This window comes from Rodentibacter sp., from assembly GCF_057314195.1.
The window spans coordinates 1-26741 of the sequence record NZ_DBHLAM010000055.1; the positions used below are offsets into that span (position 1 = coordinate 1).

Below are 26741 nucleotides of genomic sequence, written 5' to 3' on the forward strand. Positions count from 1 at the left end.
CCCACATACACGCTTTCCAGGCGTGCTCCTTCAACCACTCGGACATCTCACCGTGTTGAGGTGGCGCAAACTATAAAGATTTGTTTGGGTTTAGTCAAGTTTTTTGCGCTAGAACATAAAAATCTTTTTAAATTTTCGCTAAAATAACGACTCTTTTATATTTATTTTGTCGGTTTTTTATGCATCTTAAGTCTCTTTTTTCAAAAAATGTCTTTTTAGCGGTGAAACCTTTCAGTGCATTGAAAGATGCATTTCGTGCCGGTTATACGAAAAAATCTTTGATACGAGATATCGTGGCGGGATTAACCGTCGGCGTAATCGCCATTCCGCTTTCCATGGCGCTGGCTATCGCTAGTGGCGTCCCCCCTCAACACGGGCTTTACACCGCGATTATCGCCGGGATTGTGATCGCCCTGACCGGTGGCTCGCGTTTTAATATTTCCGGGCCAACTGCTGCTTTTGTGGTCATTCTTTATCCGGTCACTCAACAATTCGGCTTAAGCGGCTTGTTAATGGCGACCTTGTTATCGGGCGTAATTCTAATTTTGATGGCGTTATTTCGCCTCGGACGCTTGATTGAATATATTCCGCTGCCTGTCACCTTAGGCTTTACCTGTGGGATTGGGATTACCATCGGCACCTTGCAGATTAAGGATTTCCTTGGTCTAACCATTCCTCAAATGCCGGCGCATTATCCTGAAAAAATTCACGCGATTTTGAGCGCGCTTCCGACGATTAACTGGGCGGATACGGCGGTAGGCGTGGTCACTTTGCTGGTTTTAACCCAATGGCACAAGTTACGCCTATCAATTCCGGGGCATTTGCCGGCGGTAATCATCGGTACGTTATTGGCACTGACGTTGAAATATTTCGGCTTTGACGTAGCAACAATTGGCACCGCATTCCAATATACGTTGCCGGACGGTTCAATCGGCAACGGTATTCCGAACGTACTGCCGGATTTCGCATTGCCGTGGAACATTCCGAATGCGCAAGGCGAACTGGTGCAATGGAATTTTTCTAGCTTGCAAGCCTTATTGCCGGCTGCATTTTCAATGGCGGTGCTTGGCGCAATCGAATCGTTATTGTGTGCCGTTGTTTTAGATAATATGACAGACACCAAACACCATTCCAATGACGAATTACTCGCACAAGGTTTGGGGAATATCGTATCGCCGTTCTTTGGCGGGATTACCGCGACAGCGGCAATCGCCCGCTCGGCGGCAAATGTGAAATCCGGTGCAGTATCGCCGATTGCCAGCGTAGTGCATGCACTTATCGTGTTGTTTGCGTTAATGTTATTTGCCCAAGCACTTTCTTATTTGCCGCTTTCCTCAATGGCCGCGTTGTTATTAATGGTGGCGTGGAATATGGCGAATGTGCCTGAAATTATTCGTCTTGCCCGTCGTTCCGGTAAAAATGAAATGGCGGTGTTGTTCACTTGCTTAATTTTAACCGTGTTATTCGATATGGTCATCGCCATTAGCGTCGGCGTATTATTAGCGAGTTTATTGTTTATTCGCACCATTGCCGAAATGACCAAAGCCATTGAACATAATGCGCCGGAGGATTTGAGTGATGTATTGGTCTATCGCATTAGCGGTCCGTTATTCTTCGCCGCAGCAGATAAATTGTTCGCTGATTTGCACGACAAAACCGTACATACGGATCATGAAATTAAACATATCGTATTACAATGCGATGCGGTGACCGTGTTAGATACAGGCGGCATTCACGCGTTAACGCGGTTTGTGCAACATATGTTGCCGCATCAGCAACTTTATATGTGCAATATGCAATTCCAGCCGTTACGCATGTTGGTGAAATCAAATTCAACACCGGAATTGCAAAAAATTAATTTTTCCGCGGATTTGAACGAAACCTTTAACAAAATTCGCGCTTTCGAACAATCAAATCCGTAACGAAAATAAAAGCGTGCTAAAATGGCGCGCTTTTTTATTAACCATAGGAATGTTTATGCGTCCGAATAATCGAGAAAATAACCAACCGCGTTCGATCAAAATTACCCGTAATTACACAAAACATGCCGAAGGCTCGGTGTTAGTGGAATTCGGCGACACCAAAGTGCTTTGCACCGCCACAGTGGAAGATACGGTTCCACGTTTCTTAAAAGGTCAAGGGCAAGGCTGGGTAACGGCGGAATACGGCATGTTACCGCGTTCGACCCACAGCCGAATGCAACGCGAAGCGGCAAAAGGCAAACAAGGCGGGCGCACCATGGAAATTCAGCGCTTAATCGCCCGCTCTTTACGCGCAATGGTGGATTTGCAAGCACTCGGTGAACGCGCAATTACCTTAGATTGTGACGTGATTCAAGCAGATGGTGGTACGCGCACCGCATCCATTACCGGTGCGGCGGTAGCGTTGTACGATGCGATTCATGCTTTAATCGCCGACGGTACGCTTAAAACCAATCCGATTAAAGGTTTGGTTTCGGCGGTTTCGGTCGGCATTGTCAATGGCGAAGCGGTGTGTGATTTGGAATATGAGGAAGATTCTGCCGCAGAAACCGATATGAACGTTGTCATGATGGAAGACGGCCGCATGATTGAAGTGCAAGGTACGGCGGAAGGCGAACCGTTCAGCCATGAAGAATTACTGACTTTATTGGATTTAGCCAAACAAGGCTGCAAACAGATTTTTGCTGCACAACGCGAAGCATTGGGTTTATAAGGATTAAAAATGGAACAATATAAACGCGATTTTATTGAATTCGCCTTGAACCGAAACGTGTTGAAATTCGGCGAATTCACCTTGAAATCCGGTCGTAAAAGCCCGTATTTTTTCAATGCGGGCTTATTTAATACCGGTGCGGACTTAGCCCGCTTGGGCGAATTTTATGCCACCGCCATTGCCTCCAATGCGGTGCTGTTTGACGTGGTCTTTGGGCCGGCTTACAAAGGCATTCCCATCGGCACCACGGTTTCCGTGGCATTATTTAACCGCTACGGCGTGGATAAACCGGTTTGCTTTAATCGCAAAGAAACCAAAGATCACGGCGAAGGCGGCAATTTAATCGGTAGCCCGTTACAAGGCAAAATTTTATTGGTGGACGATGTTATCACAGCCGGCACGGCGATTCGTGAATCCATGGAATTAATCGACGCAAACAATGCCGAACTGGCTGCCGTGTTGATTGCGTTAAACCGTAAAGAGCGCGGCAAAGGCAAACTTTCGGCGATTCAGGAAGTGGAGCGCGATTATCAATGCCGCGTATTGTCGATTATTGATTTAGACGATTTGATGCAATTTATCAAACAAGATCCACGATATACCGCGCATCTTCCGGCAATGCGTGCCTATCGCGCTGAATTCGGCGTATAAACTTGAGAAATGGATTTTGGGAGCCATTATAAACAAATCTTGTCATTGCAAGCGGGCTTTAAAAACGATTGGATTTTTAACCGCACTTTAAATTGAGGAAAGAATGAATTTTATCGGAAAAATTTTAGGCGTATTTATCGGTTGGAAAATAGGCGGCTTTTTCGGCGCCATCGCTGGGCTAATTTTGGGCTCCATTGCAGATAAAAAGCTGTACGAACTGGGTGCCGTCAATTCCAGCTTCTTTAAACGCAAAACGACCCGTCAGGATTTGTTTATGCAAACCACTTTCGCGGTGTTAGGGCATTTGAGCAAATCCAAAGGGCGTGTCACGGAAGAAGACATTCAGCTTGCCAATCAATTGATGGCGCAAATGAAACTGGACGATGCCGGCCGCAAACTGGCGCAAGAAGCGTTCCGTCGTGGCAAAGAAGCGGATTTCCCAATTCGTCAGGTGATTCGCGAATTTCGTATCGGTTGCGGACAGCGTGCCGACTTATTGCGGATGTTCTTGCATGTGCAAGTGCAGGCGGCGTTTGCCGATTCACAGTTACACGAAGGTGAAAAAGAAGTCCTTTATGTGATTGCCGAAGAATTGGGCTTATCGCGTATGCAATTCGAGCAAATGATCGCCATGGAAATGGCCGCGCGGGCGTTTACGCAAGGCGGTTTCTACCGGCAATCTCAGCAAGGCGCATACCAACAACGCGGCGGTTATGAATATCAACAAAGCAGTAGCTATCAACAATCTTCCGGCCCGACCTTAAACGACGCATACAAGGTTTTAGGCGTGAGCGATACCGACGACCAACAAACCGTGAAACGCGCGTATCGTCGCTTAATGAACGAACATCATCCGGACAAATTGGTGGCGAAAGGCCTGCCGCCGGAAATGATGGAAATGGCGAAAGAAAAAGCACAACAAATTCAAGCGGCTTACGATTTAATTTGTAAAGCGAAAGGCTGGAAATAAGCCGTGCGCGTGCTGCTTGCGCCGATGCAGGGCGTACTTGATCCTTTTGTGCGCCAACTTCTCACCGAAGTGAATGACTACGATTTATGCATTACGGAATTTGTCCGCGTGGTCGATCAACTTCTCCCCGAAAAAGTGTTTTATCGCTTATGCCCTGAACTCAAAAATCAGGGCTTCACCCCTTCCGGCACGCCGGTACGCGTCCAATTACTCGGCCAACATCCCGATTATCTTGCCGAGAATGCGAACCGCGCCATTGAACTCGGTTCGCACGGCATTGATTTGAACTGCGGTTGCCCGTCGAAAACCGTCAACGGTAGCAACGGCGGTGCGGCGTTATTGAAACAACCCGAATTAATTTATCGCGCCGTCCGTGCGTTGCGCAATGCGGTGCCGAAAACGCAGTCCGTTAGTGTCAAAGTGCGGTTAGGTTGGGATGATATTTCGCAAGCCTTTGAAATCGCCGATGCGGTACAACAAGGCGGCGCCACAGAAATCACCGTGCATGGACGAACGAAAACGGACGGCTATCGCGCCGATCGCATTAATTGGCCGAAAATCGGCGAAGTGCGTGCTCGATTATCCATTCCCGTCATCGCCAATGGCGAAATTTGGCGATGGCAAGACGGGCAGGATTGTTTAAAACAAACGGGTTGCAACGATTTAATGGTCGGTCGAGGCGCGCTCAATATCCCGAATTTAAGCCGTGTGCTAAAACAAAATATCGCAAAAATGCCTTGGACGGAGATTCAAAAAATCCTACAAAAATACGCCGAAATGGAAAATTTCCATGATTCCGGTTTTTATCATGTCGCCCGAATTAAGCAGTGGTTGCGCTATTTAAATAAAGAATATGATGAAGCAAATCAGGTGTTTGAGAGAATTAAAACGAGCCAAACGGCGGAAGAGTTGCGCGCACGATTGCTTCTTATGGCTTAGAACGATAAAAGCGCAATTGAGATTTGGATTGCAACGCTGACCTAACATAAGCATTTGGCTTGCCCGCCTTGACGCATCCTTAATCTAAAGATGAATTGGTTATCCCAAATAGCACCGCATTGGAGCCGGAGTTAATGATGATTTAGGGAGCGGAATTAAAATGCGGTGAATTTTCACCGCATTTTTGTTTAGAGTTGAATATTTCCATCGTAAATATGAACAGCGTCGCCCGTCATATAAAGCGGATGACCTTCGCCTTGCCATTCAATGATAAGGCTGCCGCCCGGTAAATCGACTTGCACCTTACTGTCCAATAAGCCTTGCATGATGCCCACTGCCGCTGCTGCACAAGCGCCGCTGCCGCAGGCTTGGGTTTCGCCGGCACCGCGTTCGTACACGCGCAGTTTGATGTGACCGCGATTGAGAATTTGCATAAAACCCGCATTTACCCGTTCGGGGAAACGTTCGTGGTTTTCCAGCAGTGGCCCGAGTTGCTCTACCTTTGCCGTGCGAATATCTTCCACTTGCACCACACAATGCGGGTTGCCCATGGATACTGCGCCACACAGGACGGTTTGGATTTCGGTACGCAAAATGTAATTTTTTTCGAATTTATTGGCGCTAAAAGGAATTTTTGCCGGTTCCCAAATGGGTTCACCCATATTAACGCGAACTTGTCCGTCGTCTTTCACGGTTAAAATCATTTTGCCTTTTTGCGTGCTCACCGAAATGTCTTTTTTGTCGATTAAACCTTTTAGTCTCACAAAGCGGGCAAAACAACGCGCACCGTTACCACATTGGGACACTTCGCTACCATCGGCGTTAAAAATACGATAATGAAAATCAAGATCGGGATCATAAGGCGGTTCGACAATCAGAAGTTGATCAAACCCGATGCCGCGGTGGCGATCGGAAAGACGTTTGATGATTTCGGGCGTGAAATACACGTTTTGCGTAATGGCGTCCACCACCACAAAATCATTGCCTAAACCGTGCATCTTGGAAAACTGCATTTCCTGTCCTTAATTCTTAAAAAATGATTGCTCGGCATTATAGTAAGCAAGCACCGGAATGGCAAATGAGCAAGACGTCGGTGGTTGAAAGAAAAAACGACGCTTAACCGGTCGTGGTGTAAGTTATTTCGGCCGTTTTGCCGAACGCTTAAAACAGCACCGCATTGGAACCGCTCCCAATGCGGTGCTGATTGGGTAAGTCGTTATATCGATCTAAAAATTACATCCACGCATTGTTACGAATAATGCCTACCGCAATGCCTTCGATTTCAAAATGCGGTTGCTCTTCTAAATTCACCACAATCGGTTGAAATTCTTCGTTTTCGGCATGCAGATAAATCACCGAACCTTTGCGTTCCAAACGTTTTACCGTAACTTCATCTTCGATGCGCGCAACCACGATTTGTCCATTGCGCACGTCCTTAGTGCTGTGTACCGCCAGTAAATCGCCATCCAATATACCGATATTTTTCATGGATTGCCCATACACTTTAAGCAAGAAATCGGCTTGCGGTTTGAACATATCCGCATCCACGCGATAAGTCCCTTCGATGTGTTGTTCAGCAAGAATTGGCTCTCCGGCGGCGACGCGACCAATGAGAGGCAAACCTTCGGGCGCTTCATTGGCACTGTCATCAGTTAAAATACGAATACCGCGCGATGCACCCGAAATAATTTCGATCGCGCCTTTACGCGCAAGCGCTTTTAAGTGCTCTTCCGCCGCATTCGGTGATTTGAAGCCCAATTCGCGCGAAATTTCGGCGCGCGTCGGTGGCATACCGGTGGTTTCCAAATGCCGTTTCAGCAAATCTAGCACTTCTTGTTGCCTGTTTGTTAGGGGTTTCATGTTTACTCCTGTTGTTTTATACAGAAACAGTGTTATTATATACAGACCAAATATGGTTGCAACCGTTATTTATCGATGAAGAAAAATTTTTATAAGCGCACTGGTCTAATGTGCTAAAATGCCGGCAACTTTTTTATAACAAAAGAGAACATCATTATGTCAAGTATCGTGAATGCCTATCGCAAATTATTAGAATTTCCTTTGTCGTTCTTGGTCAAAAATAACCCTATTCCGGCCCATCCCGCAGAAGAACTTGCACTCAACCTTTCCCAACCCATCGTTTATGTTCTGCCTTATACTTCGCAGACGGATTTTGTCATTTTCCGTCGTAATTGTTTGAACGTCGGATTACCCGATCCAGCCGAAAATAATGATATTCACGGCACACGCTTACCGCGTTATATCTATTTGGATGAAGGGCGTCGCTTTTTTAAGTCGAAAGGTGCAAAAGATGAAACCATTCAAGCGTTCAATAAATATTTGGAATTACACCGTACTTTTGCCGACTTAGACGTCCAAATGGTGCCGGTTTCCGTACTTTGGGGACGTTCGCCGGGCAAAGAAGATAAAGCCGGTTTACCGAACTTGCGCTTATTAAACGGCATGCAAAAAACCTTCGCCGCCATTTGGTTCGGGCGCGATACTTTCGTGCGTTTTTCCCAAGCGGTTTCTTTACGTTATATGGCGAACGAACACGGTGCCGATGAAAAAATGGCGCAAAAATTAGCGCGGGTGGCAAAAATGCACTTTGCACGCCAACGTATTTCCGCCACCGGCCCGCGTTTACCGAATCGCGAGGCAATGTTTAACAAATTATTACAATCCACCGCGATTCGTGCCGCAATTGATGACGAAGCGAAAAGCAAAAATATCAGCCGCGAAAAAGCGGAAAAAGAAGCCTATAAAATTTTGGATGAAATTGCTGCAGACGTGAGTCATTCCAGCTTGCGCGCGGCAGATCGCTTTTTGCGTTGGTTATGGAATAAACTGTATTCCGGCATTAACGTACAAAATGCCGATCGCGTGCGTAAATTGGCACTCGAAGGGCATGAAATCGTCTATGTACCTTGTCATCGCAGCCACATCGACTATTTATTACTTTCTTATGTGCTTTATCATCAAGGCTTGGTGCCGCCACATATTGCCGCGGGGATCAACTTAAATTTCTGGCCGGTGGGACGACTTTTCCGTAGCTGGGGCGCGTTTTTTATTCGCCGTACGTTTAAAGGGAATCGTCTTTATTCAGCGATTTTCCGCGAATATTTGGCAGAACTTTTCCATCGCGGTTATTCCGTCGAGTATTTTATCGAAGGCGGTCGTTCGCGCACCGGTCGTTTGCTTGCGCCCAAAACCGGAATGATGTCGATGACCTTACAAGCATTGCAACATAACCAAACTCGTCCGATTTCCGTGGTGCCGGTGTATGTAGGCTATGAACATGTATTGGAAGTAGATACCTACGCGAAAGAATTACGTGGTGCGGCGAAAGAAAAAGAAAACGCCGGTTTAGTGATTCGCGTGATCAAAAAATTACGCAATTTAGGTCAAGGCTTCGTTAATTTCGGTGAGCCGATTACTTTATCCAATTACCTTAATCAGCATTTCCCGGAATGGAAAGAGCAACATCATGAAGAGAAGCTGCAATGGTTTAATCAAGCGGTAGATGCGGTATCCAACCAAGTGATGATAAACATCAACAAAGCCGCCGCCGTCAATGCGATGAATCTTGTCGGCACCGCATTACTTTCTTCCCGTCAGCGTGCGCTTTCTCGCGAACAATTGCTTGAGCAACTCGGCAGTTACCAACAAATGTTGCGAAATGCGCCTTATTCCGAAGATATGCTGAGTCCAACTGATACGCCAAAAGCCATGTTAGAACATGTGTTAAGTCTGGATCGAGTCGGCGTGTTGGTGGAAAAAGATAATTTCGGCGAAATTGTTCGCTTGGAACGCGCTTCTGCCGTATTGATGACTTATTACCGTAACAATATTCAACACGCTTTCGTATTGCCATCTTTAGTGGCAAGCATCGTATTGCATTATGAAGCGATTCAAAAAGATTTATTGTTGGATGCTGTGAGCAAAATTTATCCGTTCTTACAAGGCGAATTGTTCTTACATTTCAATCGAGATGAACTAAAAGCACAAATCAGCAAAATTATTGATGAATTTACCCGCCAAGAAGTGATTCATTCCAGCGAAAACCTGCTTTCAATCAATCGACCGAAAGTGCGCATCTTGCAGCTCTGGTCCGCCGGTGTGCGTGAAATTTTGCAACGTTACTACATTACCGTAAGCATTTTGCAAAGAGAACCGCAAATTTCTCGCACCCTATTGGAAAAAGAAAGCCAATTGGTGGCGCAACGTCTTTCCGTGTTGCATGGCATTAACGCACCGGAATTTTTCGATAAAGCGGTGTTCTCGACCTTCATCGCGAATTTGAAAGACGAAGGTTACTTTGATGAACAAGGCAACGGCCATCTTGAGCATTTAAACGCGCTCGCCTCGATTCTTGATCATCTCATTTCTTCCGAAATCAGCCTCACCATTCGCGGCACGATGGAAAAAACGGAAAACCCGGAATAATTTGTCACAAAAAACTGACAAACAAAAACAGCACCGCATTGGAAGAAGTTTCAATGCGGTGCTGTTTTATGACCTTAGTTCCGGCTTTGCGATAGCTACGTCATTCGGATAAATTGCTACAAATCGGGTTGCTTGCGTTAATCATCGACATGATCTTGTTCAACTTCATTTTCAAGCTCTTGCGAAGGTTTGCCGTTAATGAAATAGCCATTTTCATTTTTTTCAAGTTTCAACACATAATTATCGTTGTCCACCACAAAGGCTTGCGATAATTCACCTTGCGGTTTCACACTTTCTCGGAATAATTGCCAAAATGGGCTTTGCGCTTTAATGGTATCAGTCTTTTCATCGGCGTCGTCGATTAACGCCTTATTAACGGCAAGGTTGAGAGAGCCCTCAATATGATTGAACAAGAAGTTGTGAATATCCGTCTCTTGTTTTTCCTCCAATGCTTTGTTTAGCACACCGTCAGCGTTTAATTTTATCGGATAGGCTTTGGTTTCAGGATAAGTATTGAGCAAGGCGGTTAACGTGGCGCCATCTACGCTTAAGTCCGGTGCTTTCAATTGCTTTTCATCGTATTGATTGCGCGTTTCTTGAGTTAAATAAACCTCACAGAGTGACTTGAAGAGATTCCGGCAAAATGCACCTTGAAGATAGGTTTTATAATGCGGTAACCGCACCGGCAATGAAACCGCAGCCTCTTCGAATTGCATGCCCTCGGAAGGCAGTGCAAGTCTTTTTGCATTTACACGAATATTTCCATTATATTGCTCATCTTCCAACGCTTCACTTTGCAAATGAAATTGAACGTCCTCCAGATCCAGCACCGCATTGGCATCGTTAAATGCTTGTAGCGCTGCACTGAATTCTGCGCTGCCGTGAAATTCCCTCGCCCATTTTTCTTTCAACTTCAATAATTCTTTATTATCTTTCGTCGGAGGCGTTTCAACGGATAAAGCATCTAAAAAGAATGGAATCAAAGCAAGTTCATTGCTCAAATTATAAGCATTCAATTTCCCCAAAAAATATCCGCCACTCGCCTTCCATTTCAAACCTTCGCCTTCTTGCATTTGTTTTACGCTTTCCACCTTCAGGGAAAAATCTAAATTTGCGTTGGTGAGATCGCGATTATCCAATTTGACTATCACCTCGCCATTTTGCAGATTGAAATATGGTTGCTGATTTTTCGGTGCGTTTACCGAAAGTACGGAAAGTTTGCTATCGAAGGAATCGTTTTGCGTCAATAAGATCACAAGCCAGTTGATTCCGGCTTTTAGGTTTTGATTTTTTAGTTCAAGCTTTTTAAATTCATCGTAAAAATTGATCGAACTAGCCACACCATACTGGTTAACAGTGAGATTTAATCCGCCGAACGTAGTTTGACTTTCTTCGGTAATACGGTTTTTATTGGAAATTCGTAAAATATCGCTGCTAAATTTGGTATTAAGATTACGTTTAGCCTGATTATTCTCATCATTTTTGCGACTAAAAACATAAGTGGCATTTTTAAGTTGAAGACGCGTATTTTCACCATTTAACAACACAAGCTCGGCATTTTCTGCCATAAATTCCGCATCGACCAAGTCATATTGTCGGCTACTGACCGGCAGGAGTCGAATCCGGCCTTCAATTTTTTCTACTCGGCTTTCTTTATCATAATTGAACCCGCTTAAACGGGTTTTCAGCTCTATTTCATTATCGTTAAGAAAATTTAACGACATCGTCATTTGCTGCGGTTTATTGGCAAAATCACGAAATTCCATTGAAATATCCGACTGTAAATAATCGCCTACCGGAGAAAATTTACTGTTAATCGTATTTTTATCCAGTGCAATATTTAAGCTTTTGTTAAGCCGACGAACAAACTGATCCGATAATTTAGATTCGGCCGTAATAAAAAAAGGCAGCGCGGTAAGTTTGGCGGAAATGATATCGCTCGCCGCACCATCGCTATCTTGCACACTGAACGTGAGCTCGCGACTTAAAAAATTTTTGTTACTTTCCGTTACATTTAATATTGCCTGATTATCTAAAGAATACGGGAAATTCTGCAACAGCTGATCTACTTTATAGTTGGTATAAAACTGTGCGCCCATGCCGACAAACGCAATCAAGGCGGCGAGAGTTAAGGTGATTTTTTTTCTTTTAGTCATACTATCTTCCGAGCAACATAAAATCGCAATAATAAATCGAACAGAAAAATTGACCGCGCTCTCCGGAAAAAGCGCGGTCGATATCAGAGACGTTTTTAGCCTAAAATTTTATCTAATTCTTGGCTTACGGCTTCTACTTTTTGCGTGCCGTCCAAACGGAAATATTGCGTGTTACCTGCTTTTGCTTCGGCTTGGTAATAATCTACCAGCGGTTGCGTTTGTTTATGATAAACCGCTAAACGATCTAACACGGTTTCCGGTTTATCATCGGCACGGATAATTAAATCTTCGCCGGTTACATCGTCTTTGCCTTCCACTTTCGGTGGGTTATAAACGATATGATAAGAACGGCCGGATGCTTGGTGTACGCGGCGACCGCTCATGCGTTCAACAATCACTTCATCCGGTACGTCGAATTCTAAAACATAGTCAATTTTCACACCGGAATCTTTCAATGCATCTGCTTGAGGAATAGTGCGCGGAAAGCCATCTAACAGAAAACCATTAGCACAGTCAGGTTGTGCAATGCGGTCTTTTACCAACGCAACAGTTAATTCGTCGGGTACCAGCTTACCTTCATCCATCAACGCTTTCGCTTGTTTGCCCAATGCGGTGCCCGCTTTGATTGCCGCGCGGAACATATCGCCCGTTGAAATTTGCGGAATACCGAATTTGTTCATTATAAATTGCGCTTGCGTACCTTTTCCTGCGCCCGGTGCGCCTAAAAGAATAATTTTCATAGAAATCTCCATTAATCAATCGGATAAATAAAACCCGGCTAAGATACTGATAAAGCGAAGTGCGGTCAAATTTTTTGTGGCGTTTTCCGTAATATTTGACCGCACTTTAATCGTATGAGCGACGCGGATTTTTTTATGCAACCCAAAGCAGCACCGCTAATAATTGCGGCGAAATAATTCGCAAGAACATGACGAGAGGGTAAACCGTCGCATATGAAAGCGAAGCAGCGCCGTTGTCTTCTTTCATTTCATTGGCGAAAGCGAGCGCGGGAGGATCGGTCATAGAACCGGCAAGTAAGCCGCAGATGCTTAAATAGTTCAATTTGGCGTAAAGACGGGCAATAACACCGACAATCATTAACGGAATAAAGGTGATGAAAATACCATAGCCCATCCATTCAAGGCCGGAACCGTTCACTAACGTATCGATAAAATTACCACCCGATTTTAATCCGACTACCGCCAAGAAAAGCACGATGCCAATTTCACGTAATGCCAAGTTCGCACTTGGTGGCATAAACCAGTAAAGTTTACCGATGCTACCAATTCGGGCAAGAATAAGCGCAACGACTAGCGGTCCACCGGCCAAACCGAGTTTGAGGGCGACAGGAAAACCGGGAATATAAAACGGAATAGAGCCGAATAATACCCCCAAGCCAATCCCGATAAACACCGGTAACATTTGTACTTGCTGAAGTTTTTGTTGTGCATTACCAATCACTGAAATGGCTTGATTCAATACATCGGTGCGGCCGACCATATGTAACACATCGCCGAACTGCAAAGAGGTATCGCCGCTTGGAACCAGTTCTACGCCGGCCCGATTTAAACGGGAAATCACCACGCCATATTTGGAATGTACGTTAAGAGCACGAATTTTCTTGCCCAGTACCTTTTCGTTAGTCACCACCACGCGTTCAGCTCGAATTTCCCCGCTGGCGGAGAGTACCGGCATATCCACTTCTTCACCGATAACAAGTCGCATTTTTCTTAATGCATGATCATCGCCTACCAAATGAAGCACGTCATCCAGATGAATTTCTGTATCCGCTTTCGGTACGATAACATTTTCGCCGCGCTTTAAGCGGGAACATACGACATCCTCTTCCTCAAAACCGGGAATTTCAAGCAGGCCTAAACCGTCTAAATTATGATTGGTCACTTTCACGGAAATAGTATGCAAACTTTCTTTGTCATAACCGCTTTCTTGATTAAAGCGATTAGCTTCCTCGTCAATTTTGATTTTAAAAAACAAGCGAATCAACCACATAACCAGTAAAATTCCGCAAATCCCGAAAGGATAAGCCATCGCGTAAGCCATCCCCATGGTTGACGTGGCATGGCTTAAACCGAGTTCCGTCAAAATTTGTTGTCCAGCACCGAGCGAAGGCGTATTGGTAATCGCACCGGAATAAATCCCCAAAGCGATGTCCAGCGGTACGCCAATGGCTTTGGTGAGTACGACAACGGAAACTGCCCCCAACACCACGATTAAAATTGCTAACCCGTTGAGCTTTAAGCCCGATTTTCGCAAAGAGGCAAAAAATCCGGGGCCAACTTGAATCCCAATGGTATAAACGAACAAAATTAAACCGAATTCTTGAATAAAATGTAGTGTGTGAGAATCAAGAGCAATTCCGTATTGGTTAGTAAAATGGGCAACAATAATACCGCCGAACAACACCCCACCGATACCTAAGCCCACCCCTTTAATCTTCCAATGTCCAATCCATAAACCTATCACGGCAACGAGGGCAAGAAGACTAATGGTGATTGCAATATCACTCATAGTAACCTCTTTATAACTAAATTTAACTAGGCGAAATTATAACAAGTTGATTTTTTAAAACCTGAAGGAAACAGAAAAAATGATAACTTCATCACATTTTTCTTGCTTAATCATAATCACCGCCTAAAATTAGACCGCATCGCTTAACGCGGTGCTTAACGACTTCGCTGCTATGGCAGGACAAGTTTAATAGGTTGTTTTTGTGGCGGCATTTTTTGTTTTACGGATAAATTTATGGATTACGGACAAGAAGCGATAACTTCTCTCCTTTGGGTGCTACAAACCTTAGCGATTACCGCATTGATCTTTAGTTTCGGTATTTTTTTATTAGTACGTTTTAGCCGTTGGGGCAAACAATTTTGGCAATTCGCCGGCGGTTATCTATCACCGAAACGAAGCATTAAACCATTGTTGTTTTTCTTACTAATCGTGGCGCTGACCTTGGTGAGCGTGCGCATTAGCTTGGTGTATTCGGAATGGTACAACAATATGTACACTTCGCTGCAAGAATTTAACCAAGCGGTATTTTGGCAACAAATGGGGTTATTTTGCGTCATCGCAGCCTGTGCGGTATCCACCTCATTAGCAAGTTATTACATCGAACAACGCTTTATCATCAGCTGGATCGCTTGGCTTAATGATGAATTAACCAATAAATGGATGACAAACCGCGCCTATTACAAAACGCAATATTTATCCGCCAATCTGGATAACCCCGATCAACGTATTCAACAAGACGTTCAATCTTACGTAAAAACCACGCTTTCCCTAAGCACCGGCGTAATTGATGCGGTCACATCAATGATTTCCTACACTATTTTATTGTGGGGCTTAGCGGGACCGATGCTGGTGCTTGGCGTAGAAATTCCCCATATGATGGTGTTCTTAGTCTTCGCTTACGTCATTTTTACCACGTTAATCGCCTTCTGGCTCGGTCGCCCGTTAATTCATTTGAATTTCGCTAACGAACGACTTAACGCAAACTATCGTTATTCCCTCATTCGCGTTAAAGAATACGCCGAAAGCATTGCCTTTTACGCCGGCGAAAAAGTGGAACAAAACCAACTTTATCGCCAATTTCGCGCGGTCATTAATAACATGTGGAATATCGTGTTCAGAACGCTGAAATTTTCCGGTTTCAACTTAATCGTCAGTCAAATTTCCGTAGTTTTTCCACTATTAATTCAGGTCGGTCGCTATTTTGAAAAGCAAATCAAACTGGGCGATTTAATGCAAACCTTGCAGGTATTCGGCAAACTGCATACCAATCTGTCTTTTTTCCGTAACAGTTACGATAATTTTGCCGGCTACAAAGCCACACTCGATCGTTTAACCGGCTTCACTTATGCCATCGACATGGCTAATCGCGAATCGGAAACGGATATTCGAAACAGCGAAAACGATGTGATTTTCAAGGGCTTGAGCATTAAAAATTCGTTTGGTCGCACGTTAATCAATAACGTCAATCTTACTTTGCCGCAAGGGGCAAGTTTACTGATTCAAGGCGATTCCGGTGTAGGCAAAACCACTTTATTACGTACGGCTGCAGGGCTTTGGTCTTATTCGCAGGGAACCGTATATTGCCCGCTAGATTCGCAACTTTTCCTTGCGCAGAAAAACTATTTGCCGCAGGGTGATTTGAGCACCGCATTGGCCTATCCGAAAAATTCAGCGGACATCGACCGCCCCTTGGCGGAAGAGATTTTGCGCAAAGTTCAACTTGGGCATTTAATCGAACGCTTGGAACAAGAACAAGACTGGACGCGCATTCTTTCTCTCGGCGAACAACAACGCTTGGCGTTCGGCCGTCTGTTGCTGCATAAACCCAAAGTCGCCTTTTTGGACGAAGCGACAGCCAGTATGGATGAAGGTTTGGAAGACGCCATGTATCGCCTATTAAAATCGGAACTACCGAATATGACCCTCATCAGCGTAGGACATCGTTCCACATTAAAACGCTATCACCGTCAACAACTGCAAATTTTTGTCGACGGCAGTTGGACGCTCAATGAAATTTAGGCATGACCGCATGATCAACACCGCCTAATTACGGATCAAAAATAGCACCGCATTGAAGCTGCGTCTAATGCGGTGCTATTTTAGCAATAAAGCTGAAATGCGTGCTCTTTGTTCCCAAAATCATTCGATGAGCGTCACGTCAACCCGTTGCCGCTTGCTATGCTAACTGTAAAAAACTCGTGCGTTTTCCGTGCTAAAAAAGCCGTAATCCTTGTAAAAGTGCTGTTATCGTCAGCGATTTTTTGGTACATTTAGCGCAATTTTTTTTGCGTTCGACAACGAACAACTTTTCAACCTGCTAAATTTAACGGAATCATTATGTTATTCAAAAAAATTCGTGGTTTATTTTCAAACGATCTCTCCATCGACTTAGGTACCGCAAATACCCTTATTTATGTAAAAGGACAAGGTATTGTATTAGACGAACCCTCCGTGGTGGCCATTCGCCAAGACCGCGTGGGTGCACTCAAAAGTATTGCGGCGGTGGGTAAAGAAGCGAAACAAATGTTAGGCCGTACACCGAAAAGCATCGTCGCAATTCGTCCGATGAAAGACGGTGTCATCGCCGACTTTTTCGTCACCGAAAAAATGTTGCAATATTTCATCAAACAAGTGCATAGCGGCAACTTTATGCGTCCGAGCCCACGCGTATTAGTCTGTGTACCGGCGGGTGCCACCCAAGTGGAACGTCGCGCCATCAAAGAATCGGCTATCGGCGCGGGTGCACGCGAAGTGTATTTAATTGAAGAACCGATGGCCGCGGCAATCGGCGCCAAACTGCCGGTTTCCACTGCAGTAGGTTCAATGGTAATCGACATCGGCGGCGGCACTACGGAAGTGGCGGTAATTTCCTTAAATGGCGTCGTCTATTCTTCTTCCGTGCGTATCGGCGGCGACCGTTTCGACGAAGCGATCATTTCTTATGTGCGCCGCACATTCGGCTCGGTGATCGGCGAACCAACGGCAGAACGCATCAAACAAGAAATTGGCACCGCATTCATCCAAGACGGCGATGAAATTAAAGAAATGGAAGTACACGGCCATAATCTCGCCGAAGGCGCGCCACGTTCTTTCAAACTCACTTCCCGAGACGTATTGGAAGCGATTCAACAACCGTTAAACGGTATTGTCGCCGCGGTGCGCACCGCATTGGAAGAATGCCAACCGGAACATGCCGCCGATATTTTTGAGCGCGGTATGGTGTTAACCGGCGGTGGCGCTTTATTACGTAATATTGATGTGTTACTTGCCCACGAATCCGGTGTACCGACCATCATCGCCGAAGATCCGCTCACTTGCGTAGCGCGCGGCGGCGGCGAAGCGCTAGGAATGATCGATATGCATGGCGGCGATATTTTTAGCGATGAAATCTAATTTATCATCAATCAAAGTGCGGTTAAATTAAACCGCACTTTTGTTTTGAGCATTTAGGAACTGGAATGAAACCGATTTTTGCTAAAGCCCCGCCACTGGGCATTCGCTTAATTCTTACAGTAATGGCCTCCATCGGGCTCATACTTACTGATGGGCAAAATTCTATGAGCCAAGCCCGCAGTCTGCTAGAAACGGCCGTGGGCGGTTTGTATTATTTGGCGAACAGCCCCCGTAGCGTATTAGACGGCGTATCCGATAATTTAGCGGATACCGGCAAACTACAAATCGAAAATAAAGTGTTGCGCGAGCAACTACGAGAAAAAAACGCCGATTTATTATTGTTGGATCAACTCAAAGTGGAAAATCAGCGTTTGCGTTTGTTGCTCAACTCTCCGCTACGTACCGATGAATACAAAAAAATCGGCGAGGTGCTAACGGCGGAAACCGATGTGTATCGTCAACAAGTCGTCATCAATCAAGGCGAAAAAGACGGCGCTTACGTAGGGCAAGCGGTAATTGATGAAAAAGGCGTCATCGGACAAATTATTTCCGTCGGTGCAAACAGCAGCCGCGTATTATTGCTCACCGATGTCACCCATTCTATTCCCGTACAAGTGTTGCGTAACGACGTGCGCGTAATCGCCAGCGGTACCGGCCATACCGATGAGCTGACGCTTGATAATGTGCCACGCTCAGTGGATATTGAAAAAGGGGATTTATTGGTTACGTCCGGTTTGGGCGGTCGTTTTATCGAAGGTTATCCGGTTGCCGTGGTTCAAAACGTATCTCGCGACGGCTCAAATTATTTTGCCACCATCAAAGCCAAACCGCTCGCCTCATTAGAACGATTACGTTATGTGCTATTGCTCTGGCCGAGTAATTCGGATATGTCGAAAGCGAAATCCATATCGCCGCAAGAAGTGCGCGAGTTAGTACAAAAACGCTTAGCAAGCCAATCTAATGAAGGCTCCAATGCGGTGCTCAAAGAGAAGGTCACCGATGAGGAAACACAACCCGAGGCCGGTAAGGAAATCATTGAGGAAATTCCGGCAGAAGCGCCGCAAGAAGAATCGCCTACACCGGAACAGCAAAAACACCGGGAGGAGGACTAATGCAAATTCGTTTAATTTTGCAATGGACGACAATCCTTTTATTTTTCATCATCGCACTGGTGATGGAGCTTGCGCCCTGGCCCACCGGTTTTCAAGCATTTAAGCCTGCTTGGTTGATCTTGGTACTGACTTACTGGATGCTCGCCATTCCGAACAAAGTCAGTATCGGTATCGCCTTTTTGCTCGGCGTCATTTGGGATTTACTGCTCGGTTCCACGCTCGGCATCCACGCCTTAGTATTATCCGTGGCGTTTTATTTCATTGCGAAAAATTATTTGGTACTGCGTAACCTGTCTTTGTGGTTTCAAAGTCTGTTGGTGATTATTTTTGTATTCTTCATCCGCATCGCCATTTTCCTTGTAGAATTATTTCTACACGACGCCGTCTTCAACTGGCAAGAAATCTTCGGCGCCGTCGCTTCAGGCATATTATGGCCGTGGGTATTTTTGCTTATGCGAAAAATCCGTCGAAAAGTGAGATTACATTAATCGATACTAAATTTCGAAGAATAAAAAAACCGAGTGCCATAAAATACGGCACTCGGTTCTTGCTCTCCGGAATAGCTCAAAATTATTTTTTAATCACTATTCTCAACTCAATCAAAAATTATAGACTTTCGGTGAAAGTACGGGTAATCACGTCGCGTTGTTGTTCCGGCGTTAAAGAGTTAAAACGTACGGCATAGCCTGAAACACGAATCGTTAATTGTGGATATTTATCCGGGTTGTTAACCGCGTCTTCTAAAGTTTCGCGACGCAATACGTTTACGTTTAAATGCTGGCCGCCTTCCACTTTAACAGTCGGTGCAACGTTTACCGGCAATTCGCGATATTCGATTTGACCTAATTCGCTCACCGCAATCACTTGATCTTCGGCAAATTCCCCTTTCGCACATAAGCAACGCGCTTCGTTGGTATCACTGTCTAACAACCAAAATGAATTGAGTAAGTTGTCGTTCGCTGCTTGAGTAATTTGAATACCTTTAATCATAAAAGCCTCCTAATTGGCATTTAAATAATCATAAAAACTGCGCAAATTTTATCAAAAAATTCTAAGACTTCAAATTCTTTTGATAAAGAACAAGTTAGTTTTTCGAATGCCTTTTAACCATATTGATCTAGATTAAATTATTTATTCACAATACATTTGAAATTACACCACCAATTAACATTTAAACTACATTTTGATAACAATTTATCTCCCCGACGCAATCCGATTTGGTTTATAATACCGCCGTCAATTTAATTAGGAACAGATTATGAAAACATGGACAGATGTCATCGGCCAAGAAAAACAACAGCCGTATTTTCAACACTGTTTACAACAAGTTCATCTCGCTCGCCAAAGCGGAAAAACTATTTACCCACCACAAGAAGATGTGTTTAACGCATTTAAATACACGGCATTTGACGATGTAAAAGTCGTCATTTTAGGACAAGATCCTTACCACGGTCCAAACCAAGCCCACGGACTGGCTTTTTCGGTAAAACCTGAGGTTGCCATCCCCCCGTCCTTATTAAATATGTATAAAGAACTCGCCGAAGATATTGCCGGTTTTCATATGCCGACGAACGGCTACTTGGTGAAATGGGCAGAACAAGGCGTATTGCTGCTTAACACCGTACTCACTGTGGAACGCGGACTGGCGCATTCTCACGCCAATCTGGGTTGGGAAACCTTTACCGATCGCGTCGTTGCAGCACTCAATGAACATCGTGAGAATTTAGTGTTTTTGCTTTGGGGTAGTCATGCGCAGAAAAAAGGCCAAATGATCGACCGTACTCGTCACCTTGTCCTAACAGCACCGCATCCATCGCCCTTATCGGCGCATCGCGGTTTCTTCGGCTGCCACCATTTTTCCCAAACCAACGATTATTTAAAAGCACAAGGACAACAAGCAATTGATTGGCAAATTTAGTCCAAAGGAGAACAGCATGAGCGAAGCCGCGCCCTCAAATAAAACAAAAAACCGTAAAAAAGGCTTATCTATCTTTATCTTATTACTGATTGTCAGCGGTATTTTAGCCGCATTTTATTGGCTCTTTTTTCTAAAAGATATAGAAAGCACGGAGGATGCCTATGTAGGCGGCAATCAAATTATGGTGTCCGGCCAAGTCGCAGGCAATGTGGCAAAAATTAACGTGGATAATATGGATAAAGTGCGGGCGGGCGACATACTTATTGAACTTGATGATACCAACGCCAAACTTAGTTTCGAACAAGCGCAAAGTAACCTCGCCAATGCGGTGCGCCAAATCAAGCAGCTTGAATTTACCGTGCAACAATTGCAAGCCGCGGTGAATGCCAATGAAATCACACTTGCTCAAGCACAAGGCAATCTTAATCGTCGCGTGCAATTGGAAAAATCCGGTGCGATCGATCAAGAATCCTTCCAACACGCCAAAGAAGCAGTGGCGCTCGCCAAAGCCAACTTGAATTCATCACAAAATCAGCTGGCGGCCAATCAGGCATTGTTGTTGGCTCGTCCGTTAATGCAACAACCGCAAATTCAAAACGCCGTCGCCGCCGTCAAACAAGCTTGGCTGAATTTGCAACGTACGCAAATTAAAAGCCCGATTGACGGCTACGTGGCGCGTCGCAGCGCCCAAGTGGGACAAGCAGTTTCCATCGGTAGCCCGTTAATGGCGGTAATTTCCACCGAACAAATGTGGCTTGATGCCAACTTTAAAGAAACCCAACTCACCGACATGCGTTTGGGTCAACCGGCCGAAGTTCATTTTGATTTGTACGGTAAAGATAAAGTCTTTCACGGTACCGTAGTCGGCATCGATATAGGTACCGGCAGTGCATTTTCTTTGCTGCCATCACAAAATGCCAGCGGTAACTGGATTAAAGTGGTGCAACGCATACCTGTTAGGATTCAGCTCGATGCCCAACAAATCGCCGAAAATCCGCTACGCATCGGTTTATCCGCCACCGTCAAAGTGAACGTAGCGAATAAAGACGGCGCCTTCTTGCGCGAAATCGACGCACCGCGTACGCACTACACCACCGACACGTTGCACTATGATGAAAGTGCGGTGGATAGCCTAATTCAATCCATTATCGAACAAAATCTGCATTAGGGGCGATCATGCAAGCTGCGACTCACGCCCCGATCAAAGGCGGCGCTTTGGTGTTACTCACCCTCGCTCTCGCCCTCGCCACCTTTATGCAAATATTGGATTCCACCATTGCTAACGTAGCGATTCCTACCATTGCCGGTGATCTCGGCGCGTCTTTTAGTCAAGGCACTTGGGTTATCACTTCTTTCGGCGTAGCGAACGCTATTTCCATTCCAATCACAGGGTGGCTTGCCAAACGCTTTGGTGAGGTGCGCTTATTTTTGCTCTCTACCTTTTTATTTGTGGTCGCTTCGTGGCTTTGTGGGATTGCACACAGTTTGGAAATGCTGATTGTTTACCGCATCATTCAAGGCGCTGTCGCCGGCCCGATTATTCCGCTTTCACAAAGTCTATTACTCAATAACTATCCACCGGAAAAACGCGGTATGGCATTGGCATTTTGGGCGATGACCATTGTAGTTGCGCCCATTTTTGGCCCAATTATCGGCGGTTGGATCAGCGACAATATTCATTGGGGCTGGATTTTCTTTATTAACGTACCGATTGGTTTGCTCGTCGTACTGATTTGCTGGAAATTATTAAGCGGGCGGGAAACCGCTGTTTCCCATCAACCAATTGATACGATCGGCTTGATTTTATTGGTGCTCGGTGTCGGCGGTTTGCAATTAATGCTCGATCAAGGACGCGAACTGGACTGGTTTAATTCCAACGAAATTATTCTGTTTGCTATAACGGCAGCGATTTGTTTAACCGCGCTAGTGATTTGGGAATTGACCGACGAGAATCCGGTGGTAGATATTTCGTTGTTCCGCTCGCGTAATTTCAGTGTGGGCTGCCTTTGCACCAGTTTGGCATTTTTGGTTTATCTCGGCTCCGTAGTGCTAATTCCGTTATTGCTGCAACAGGTTTACGGCTACACCGCCACATGGGCCGGACTTGCCGCCGCACCGGTGGGTTTATTCCCGATTTTACTGTCTCCGCTAATCGGGCGTTTCGGCTATAAAATCGATATGCGTATATTGGTCACCATTAGTTTTATGATATACGCCGCGACCTTCTACTGGCGCGCGATCACTTTCGAACCGAATATGACGTTCGCTGACGTCGCTCTGCCGCAGCTCATGCAAGGGTTTGCCGTGGCGTGCTTTTTTATGCCGCTCACCACAATTACGCTGTCAGGCTTGCCACCACAAAAAATGGCATCAGCCGCCAGTTTATTTAATTTTCTACGCACCCTCGCCGGCTCGATCGGCACGTCTTTAACGACGTTCTTGTGGTATCAACGGGAAGCAATCCATCACAGCCAATTTACCGAATCTATTAATCCCTATAACCCGATTTCGCAGCAGTTTTATCAGCAAATGAATCACTTCGGTTTAAGTGATACACAAACCTCCGGCTACATCGCACAGCAAATTACTGCGCAGGGTTTTATTTTAAGCGCCAACGAAATCTTTTGGCTTTCTGCCATTTGTTTTCTTGTGCTTTTCATTATCGTTTGGTTCGCCAAACCGCCTTTCGGCACCAAATCAAGATAAACCGTTCATCGATTTTAGCACCGCATTGAAGGCCCATAATTAGCGCTTTCCGTCCGTCCAAGGCGCGACCCAAAACAAGCAAAGCATACCGGGAATGGCGAAAAAGAAACAAAGCCAAAAATATTGATAATAGCCGAGCGCACTCACGACATAACCGGACAGCATCCCCAAGCCTTTACTCGGCAATGCGGAAAGACTAGTAAACAGGGCAAGTTGAGTGGCGGTGTAAAGCGGATTCGTTTCACGCGCCATAAAAGCTACGAATGCGGCAGTGCCCAACCCTACGCCGATATATTCGGCCGCGATCACTACGCCTAATTTCCACAATTCGGCCGAACCAATCGAATCGAAATGTCCGAACTCGGCTAACCAAATAAAGCCGCCGATAGTCACCATTTGCACTAAACCGAATAACCATAATGCGCGGTTAATGCCAAGTTTCAACATCATCACACCGCCGGCAAGTCCGGACAAAATGCTCGCCCACAGCGAAGTGCTTTTCACGACCAACGCGATATCTTCTTTACCAAAACCCATATCGTAGATAAATTTGGTTTGCAGCGTGGTGGCAAAAGAATCACCGAATTTATACAGAAATAAAAATAGCAAAAAACCGATTGCTTGCGCCACGCCCTTGCGTTGGAAAAATTCTTGCAATGGAATCCAAAAGGCTTGGTAGAACGGTTGATTGAAACTCGGTGCGTCAATTTTAGGCTCTTTGGCAAGAAACAGCGTCATAAAAATGCCTACCAGCATACATAGTGCGGTCCATAAAAACACCGTTTCCCAAGGATAAAGGGTCGCCAAATAAAGTGAGAGCCCGCCGGGAATCAAGCCCGCTACGCGATAAGCATTAATATGGATGGTGTTTCCCAAACCGAGTTCGCGATCGCTTAAGATTTCACGGCGATAAGCGTCTAGCACAATATCTTGCGTCGCCGAGAAAAAAGCAATGAGCAAGGCAATGTTTGCCACGACGCTAAGTTGGGTGAGTGGATCAAATAGGCTGATGGCATACAGCAAAATTAATAGTGTCGCTTGAGAAATCAAAAGCCAGCTGCGACGACGCCCCAAAAAACTCGGGAAATAGCGATCCAGTAACGGCGCCCAAAGAAATTTCAAGCCATACGGCAACATCACACCGGTGACTGCTCCGATAAGCTCAATGGAAAGATGTTTATCCGTTAGCCACACCGGTAACATTTGCAATAAGACAAACAGCGGCAAACCTGAACTAAAACCGGTAAACACACAAATTAACATCTTGCGCGTAAAAATTTGGGAGGAGAGGGAATTCGGCATAGAATACGGTCGATTTCGTAATTCAGACGTTTTCATTCATGACACGGGCGGACAGGAGGCGATTTCAATGCGGTGCTCATTTGGCACTACAATTTCGCGCCGCCTCACTCTGCTCCCTCTGTAATCCGTAAATAGAGGGAGCGAGAGTTATTTCGCTTCAATGGAAAAATGAGTCGTGGAAAAGTTAGTCTTTGTACCCTTTTGGATTATTTTTCTGCCAGTTCCATGTATCTTTCATCATTGTTTGAAGATCGCGCTGTGCCGTCCAGCCTAATTCTTTAGCGGCTAAACTTGGATCGGAATAACAGGTGGCAATATCACCCGGGCGTCGTTCGACCAATTTGTAAAGAATTTCGATGCCGTTGGCTTGCTCGAAAGCTTTCACCATATCCAACACCGAATAACCATGCCCGGTGCCGAGATTATAAATATGTAATCCGGCATCATCTTCGTGGCGTTGCAACGCCTTTAAATGACCAACGGCAAGATCCACCACGTGGATATAATCGCGCACGCCGGTACCGTCGTGGGTATCGTAATCGCTACCAAATACGGAAAGTTGTGACAATTTGCCAATGGCCACCTGACTGATATACGGCAATAAATTATTCGGAATGCCGTTCGGATCTTCACCAATTAAACCGCTTTCATGCGCGCCGACCGGATTGAAATAGCGCAAAATCGTCATGCTAAATTGCGGTTCGGCTTTGGCTACATCGCGTAAAATTTGTTCCACCATATATTTGGAGGTGCCGTAAGGATTAGTAGTACCGCCCACTTCGCAATCTTCGGTAATCGGCACCACTTTCGGATCGCCATAAACCGTGGCTGACGAACTGAACACGAAATTCCACACGCCTGCTTTTTTCATTTCTTGGATTAATACGATGGTGCCCGCTACGTTGTTCATATAATATTCCGCCGGTTTTTGCACACTTTCACCCACCGCCTTCAAGCCAGCGAAATGAATTACGGAACGAATGCGGTGCTCTGCGAAGATCTTTTGCAACAGTGCTCGATCTAAAATATCCCCTTGATAAAAAATCGCCTCTTTACCGGTGATTTGTTTGACGCGCTCAAGGGATTTCGGTGAGGAATTGCAAAGGTTATCCAATACCACTACTTTCTCTCCCGCGTTTAATAATTCCACAACGGTATGGGAACCGATATAGCCGGCACCGCCGGTCACTAAAATAGCCATTTAATGCTCCTTTATTGTTCGATTAATGGGCAAATTATAACACTATTTTACCCACCAAAAAATTCTCTACTTTTACTGTACGTTATTCGCGGCTCACCGAGGAAACAAAAAAGGCACCCGACGGATGCCTTTCTTTTGGAATACATGGAATTAACGTTCGTCCCAACGTTTAATTGATTCCCGAATGACTTTTTTCGCTTCTTCCACATCGCCCCAATGGGTGACTTTGGTCGAACCGGGCTTTTTCAAGGCTTTGTAGTTATTGAAGTGGAATTCGATTTGTTTGATTAACTGCGCAGGCACATCGGAAAGACTGTTATACGCATTGCCGGTATCGCGATCATCCGCCGGTACGCAGACGATTTTATCGTCCACTTCACCATCATCTACGAATTTCATCACGCCGATCACTTTCGCTTCAAGAAAAACACCGGTGGCAAGCGGTTGACGAGTTAATAACAAAACGTCTAACTCATCACCGTCTTCGTCTAAAGTTTGCGGAATAAAACCGTAATTGGTCGGTTTAGCAAAAATCGCCGGTTCGACGCGGTCTAATTGGAACGCCGCGACCTTACGATTCCATTCAATTTTGTGGCAACTGCCTTGCGGAATTTCGTTCACCACATTGATAATACCGGCATCCACATCGCCCGGCGTTAAAATTTGATTAAAATCAGCCATTGTTTTTCCTTTGTTTTATTGAGTTAAAAGCGGCAGAAGTATA

General features: G+C 45.3%; 22 protein-coding genes. 13 read left to right on the forward strand and 9 right to left on the reverse strand.

Annotated features, from left to right (window positions below; all coding sequences use genetic code 11):
* Positions 1-179: 179 nt before the first annotated feature.
* The 5 genes from dauA (at position 180) to dusC (ending at position 5254) form a co-directional block, all read left to right on the forward strand.
* Positions 180-1922, forward strand: a complete 1743-nt coding sequence (dauA, locus tag ACO59Y_RS08080) for a C4-dicarboxylic acid transporter DauA (RefSeq protein WP_486132231.1) — start codon at positions 180-182, stop codon at positions 1920-1922.
* Between the two features lie 55 nt (positions 1923-1977).
* A complete protein-coding gene (gene rph / locus ACO59Y_RS08085; RefSeq protein WP_486132233.1) occupies positions 1978-2694 on the forward strand; it encodes a ribonuclease PH in 717 nt (238 codons plus the stop codon).
* 9 nt (positions 2695-2703) lie between these two features.
* A complete protein-coding gene (gene pyrE / locus ACO59Y_RS08090) occupies positions 2704-3345 on the forward strand; it encodes an orotate phosphoribosyltransferase (protein WP_486132235.1) in 642 nt (213 codons plus the stop codon).
* A 103-nt stretch (positions 3346-3448) separates the two neighbouring features.
* Positions 3449-4315, forward strand: coding sequence for a co-chaperone DjlA (gene djlA / locus ACO59Y_RS08095; protein WP_486132237.1), 867 nt, complete (start codon positions 3449-3451; stop codon positions 4313-4315).
* Positions 4316-4318: 3 nt separating this feature from the next.
* Positions 4319-5254 (forward strand): tRNA dihydrouridine(16) synthase DusC, encoded by a 936-nt coding sequence (gene dusC, locus ACO59Y_RS08100; RefSeq protein ID WP_486132239.1) that lies wholly within the window; start codon positions 4319-4321, stop codon positions 5252-5254.
* A gap of 188 nt (positions 5255-5442) precedes the next feature.
* On the opposite strand, the gene dapF is transcribed toward dusC, so the two are convergent.
* Positions 5443-6267 (reverse strand): diaminopimelate epimerase, encoded by an 825-nt coding sequence (dapF, locus tag ACO59Y_RS08105; protein WP_486132241.1) that lies wholly within the window; start codon positions 6265-6267, stop codon positions 5443-5445.
* Positions 6268-6487: 220 nt separating this feature from the next.
* Positions 6488-7114 carry a transcriptional repressor LexA gene (gene lexA / locus ACO59Y_RS08110; RefSeq protein ID WP_373603067.1) on the reverse strand — a complete coding sequence of 209 codons (627 nt, stop codon included), beginning with the start codon at positions 7112-7114 and terminating at the stop codon, positions 6488-6490.
* Between the two features lie 156 nt (positions 7115-7270).
* On the opposite strand from lexA, the gene plsB reads away from it, so the two are divergent.
* On the forward strand, positions 7271-9700 hold the full coding sequence (plsB, locus tag ACO59Y_RS08115) for a glycerol-3-phosphate 1-O-acyltransferase PlsB (protein WP_486132243.1): 2430 nt from the start codon (positions 7271-7273) through the stop codon (positions 9698-9700).
* A 137-nt stretch (positions 9701-9837) separates the two neighbouring features.
* Here plsB and ACO59Y_RS08120 read toward each other — a convergent pair whose 3' ends face one another.
* The 3 genes from ACO59Y_RS08120 to ACO59Y_RS08130 all read right to left on the reverse strand — a co-directional run bounded on the left by ACO59Y_RS08120 (position 9838) and on the right by ACO59Y_RS08130 (position 14385).
* The gene (locus ACO59Y_RS08120; RefSeq protein WP_486132245.1) at positions 9838-11856 is read right to left on the reverse strand and encodes a YdgA family protein; all 2019 of its coding nucleotides are present in this window, start codon (positions 11854-11856) and stop codon (positions 9838-9840) included.
* 95 nt (positions 11857-11951) lie between these two features.
* Entirely contained in the window at positions 11952-12596 is a 645-nt protein-coding gene (adk, locus tag ACO59Y_RS08125) for an adenylate kinase (RefSeq protein WP_373603070.1), read from the reverse strand.
* Between the two features lie 133 nt (positions 12597-12729).
* Positions 12730-14385 (reverse strand): putative transporter, encoded by a 1656-nt coding sequence (locus tag ACO59Y_RS08130; RefSeq protein ID WP_486132247.1) that lies wholly within the window; start codon positions 14383-14385, stop codon positions 12730-12732.
* A gap of 234 nt (positions 14386-14619) precedes the next feature.
* Here ACO59Y_RS08130 and ACO59Y_RS08135 point away from each other — a divergent pair, with 234 nt between their 5' ends.
* From ACO59Y_RS08135 to mreD, 4 genes are all read left to right on the forward strand, one after another.
* Entirely contained in the window at positions 14620-16404 is a 1785-nt protein-coding gene (locus ACO59Y_RS08135; RefSeq protein WP_486132249.1) for an ABC transporter ATP-binding protein/permease, read from the forward strand.
* A gap of 318 nt (positions 16405-16722) precedes the next feature.
* The gene (locus ACO59Y_RS08140; RefSeq protein WP_373603073.1) at positions 16723-17778 is read left to right on the forward strand and encodes a rod shape-determining protein; all 1056 of its coding nucleotides are present in this window, start codon (positions 16723-16725) and stop codon (positions 17776-17778) included.
* A gap of 65 nt (positions 17779-17843) precedes the next feature.
* Positions 17844-18890: a rod shape-determining protein MreC gene (gene mreC / locus ACO59Y_RS08145; protein ID WP_486132252.1), complete on the forward strand. Its 1047-nt coding sequence runs from the start codon at positions 17844-17846 to the stop codon at positions 18888-18890.
* Positions 18890-19378 (forward strand): rod shape-determining protein MreD, encoded by a 489-nt coding sequence (mreD, locus tag ACO59Y_RS08150; protein ID WP_373603075.1) that lies wholly within the window; start codon positions 18890-18892, stop codon positions 19376-19378. Before mreC ends, mreD begins: the two co-directional genes overlap by 1 nt.
* Before the next feature lie 118 nt (positions 19379-19496).
* On the opposite strand, the gene grcA is transcribed toward mreD, so the two are convergent.
* Positions 19497-19880, reverse strand: a complete 384-nt coding sequence (gene grcA, locus ACO59Y_RS08155; RefSeq protein WP_486132254.1) for an autonomous glycyl radical cofactor GrcA — start codon at positions 19878-19880, stop codon at positions 19497-19499.
* 268 nt (positions 19881-20148) lie between these two features.
* Here grcA and ung point away from each other — a divergent pair, with 268 nt between their 5' ends.
* Genes ung through ACO59Y_RS08170 form a run of 3 tightly spaced genes read left to right on the forward strand, consistent with a single transcriptional unit; the run spans position 20149 to position 23514 of the window.
* A complete protein-coding gene (gene ung, locus ACO59Y_RS08160) occupies positions 20149-20808 on the forward strand; it encodes a uracil-DNA glycosylase (protein WP_486132256.1) in 660 nt (219 codons plus the stop codon).
* A gap of 16 nt (positions 20809-20824) precedes the next feature.
* Positions 20825-21976 (forward strand): EmrA/EmrK family multidrug efflux transporter periplasmic adaptor subunit, encoded by a 1152-nt coding sequence (locus ACO59Y_RS08165; protein WP_486132258.1) that lies wholly within the window; start codon positions 20825-20827, stop codon positions 21974-21976.
* Positions 21977-21984: 8 nt separating this feature from the next.
* A complete protein-coding gene (locus ACO59Y_RS08170) occupies positions 21985-23514 on the forward strand; it encodes a DHA2 family efflux MFS transporter permease subunit (RefSeq protein WP_486132260.1) in 1530 nt (509 codons plus the stop codon).
* Positions 23515-23553: 39 nt separating this feature from the next.
* Here the strand turns inward: ACO59Y_RS08170 and ACO59Y_RS08175 are convergent, their stop codons facing one another.
* The 3 genes from ACO59Y_RS08175 to ACO59Y_RS08185 all read right to left on the reverse strand — a co-directional run bounded on the left by ACO59Y_RS08175 (position 23554) and on the right by ACO59Y_RS08185 (position 26698).
* Positions 23554-24816, reverse strand: a complete 1263-nt coding sequence (locus ACO59Y_RS08175; protein WP_486132262.1) for an MFS transporter — start codon at positions 24814-24816, stop codon at positions 23554-23556.
* A gap of 184 nt (positions 24817-25000) precedes the next feature.
* On the reverse strand, positions 25001-26017 hold the full coding sequence (galE, locus tag ACO59Y_RS08180; RefSeq protein ID WP_486132264.1) for a UDP-glucose 4-epimerase GalE: 1017 nt from the start codon (positions 26015-26017) through the stop codon (positions 25001-25003).
* A gap of 150 nt (positions 26018-26167) precedes the next feature.
* Positions 26168-26698 carry an inorganic diphosphatase gene (locus ACO59Y_RS08185; protein ID WP_486132266.1) on the reverse strand — a complete coding sequence of 177 codons (531 nt, stop codon included), beginning with the start codon at positions 26696-26698 and terminating at the stop codon, positions 26168-26170.
* Between the last annotated feature and the right edge of the window lie 43 nt (positions 26699-26741).

Bases quoted from the DNA above. Each gene is read 5' to 3' on its own strand.
- dauA (WP_486132231.1), top strand. From the start codon at position 180: ATGCATCTTAAGTCTCTTTTTTCAAAAAATGTCTTTTTAGCGGTGAAA.
- rph (WP_486132233.1), top strand. From the start codon at position 1,978: ATGCGTCCGAATAATCGAGAAAATAACCAACCGCGTTCGATCAAAATT.
- pyrE (WP_486132235.1), top strand. From the start codon at position 2,704: ATGGAACAATATAAACGCGATTTTATTGAATTCGCCTTGAACCGAAAC.
- djlA (WP_486132237.1), top strand. From the start codon at position 3,449: ATGAATTTTATCGGAAAAATTTTAGGCGTATTTATCGGTTGGAAAATA.
- dapF (WP_486132241.1), bottom strand. From the start codon at position 6,267: ATGCAGTTTTCCAAGATGCACGGTTTAGGCAATGATTTTGTGGTGGTG.
- lexA (WP_373603067.1), bottom strand. From the start codon at position 7,114: ATGAAACCCCTAACAAACAGGCAACAAGAAGTGCTAGATTTGCTGAAA.
- plsB (WP_486132243.1), top strand. From the start codon at position 7,271: ATGTCAAGTATCGTGAATGCCTATCGCAAATTATTAGAATTTCCTTTG.
- ACO59Y_RS08120 (WP_486132245.1), bottom strand. From the start codon at position 11,856: ATGACTAAAAGAAAAAAAATCACCTTAACTCTCGCCGCCTTGATTGCG.
- adk (WP_373603070.1), bottom strand. From the start codon at position 12,596: ATGAAAATTATTCTTTTAGGCGCACCGGGCGCAGGAAAAGGTACGCAA.
- ACO59Y_RS08130 (WP_486132247.1), bottom strand. From the start codon at position 14,385: ATGAGTGATATTGCAATCACCATTAGTCTTCTTGCCCTCGTTGCCGTG.
- ACO59Y_RS08135 (WP_486132249.1), top strand. From the start codon at position 14,620: ATGGATTACGGACAAGAAGCGATAACTTCTCTCCTTTGGGTGCTACAA.
- ACO59Y_RS08140 (WP_373603073.1), top strand. From the start codon at position 16,723: ATGTTATTCAAAAAAATTCGTGGTTTATTTTCAAACGATCTCTCCATC.
- mreC (WP_486132252.1), top strand. From the start codon at position 17,844: ATGAAACCGATTTTTGCTAAAGCCCCGCCACTGGGCATTCGCTTAATT.
- mreD (WP_373603075.1), top strand. From the start codon at position 18,890: ATGCAAATTCGTTTAATTTTGCAATGGACGACAATCCTTTTATTTTTC.
- grcA (WP_486132254.1), bottom strand. From the start codon at position 19,880: ATGATTAAAGGTATTCAAATTACTCAAGCAGCGAACGACAACTTACTC.
- ung (WP_486132256.1), top strand. From the start codon at position 20,149: ATGAAAACATGGACAGATGTCATCGGCCAAGAAAAACAACAGCCGTAT.
- ACO59Y_RS08165 (WP_486132258.1), top strand. From the start codon at position 20,825: ATGAGCGAAGCCGCGCCCTCAAATAAAACAAAAAACCGTAAAAAAGGC.
- ACO59Y_RS08170 (WP_486132260.1), top strand. From the start codon at position 21,985: ATGCAAGCTGCGACTCACGCCCCGATCAAAGGCGGCGCTTTGGTGTTA.
- ACO59Y_RS08175 (WP_486132262.1), bottom strand. From the start codon at position 24,816: ATGCCGAATTCCCTCTCCTCCCAAATTTTTACGCGCAAGATGTTAATT.
- galE (WP_486132264.1), bottom strand. From the start codon at position 26,017: ATGGCTATTTTAGTGACCGGCGGTGCCGGCTATATCGGTTCCCATACC.
- ACO59Y_RS08185 (WP_486132266.1), bottom strand. From the start codon at position 26,698: ATGGCTGATTTTAATCAAATTTTAACGCCGGGCGATGTGGATGCCGGT.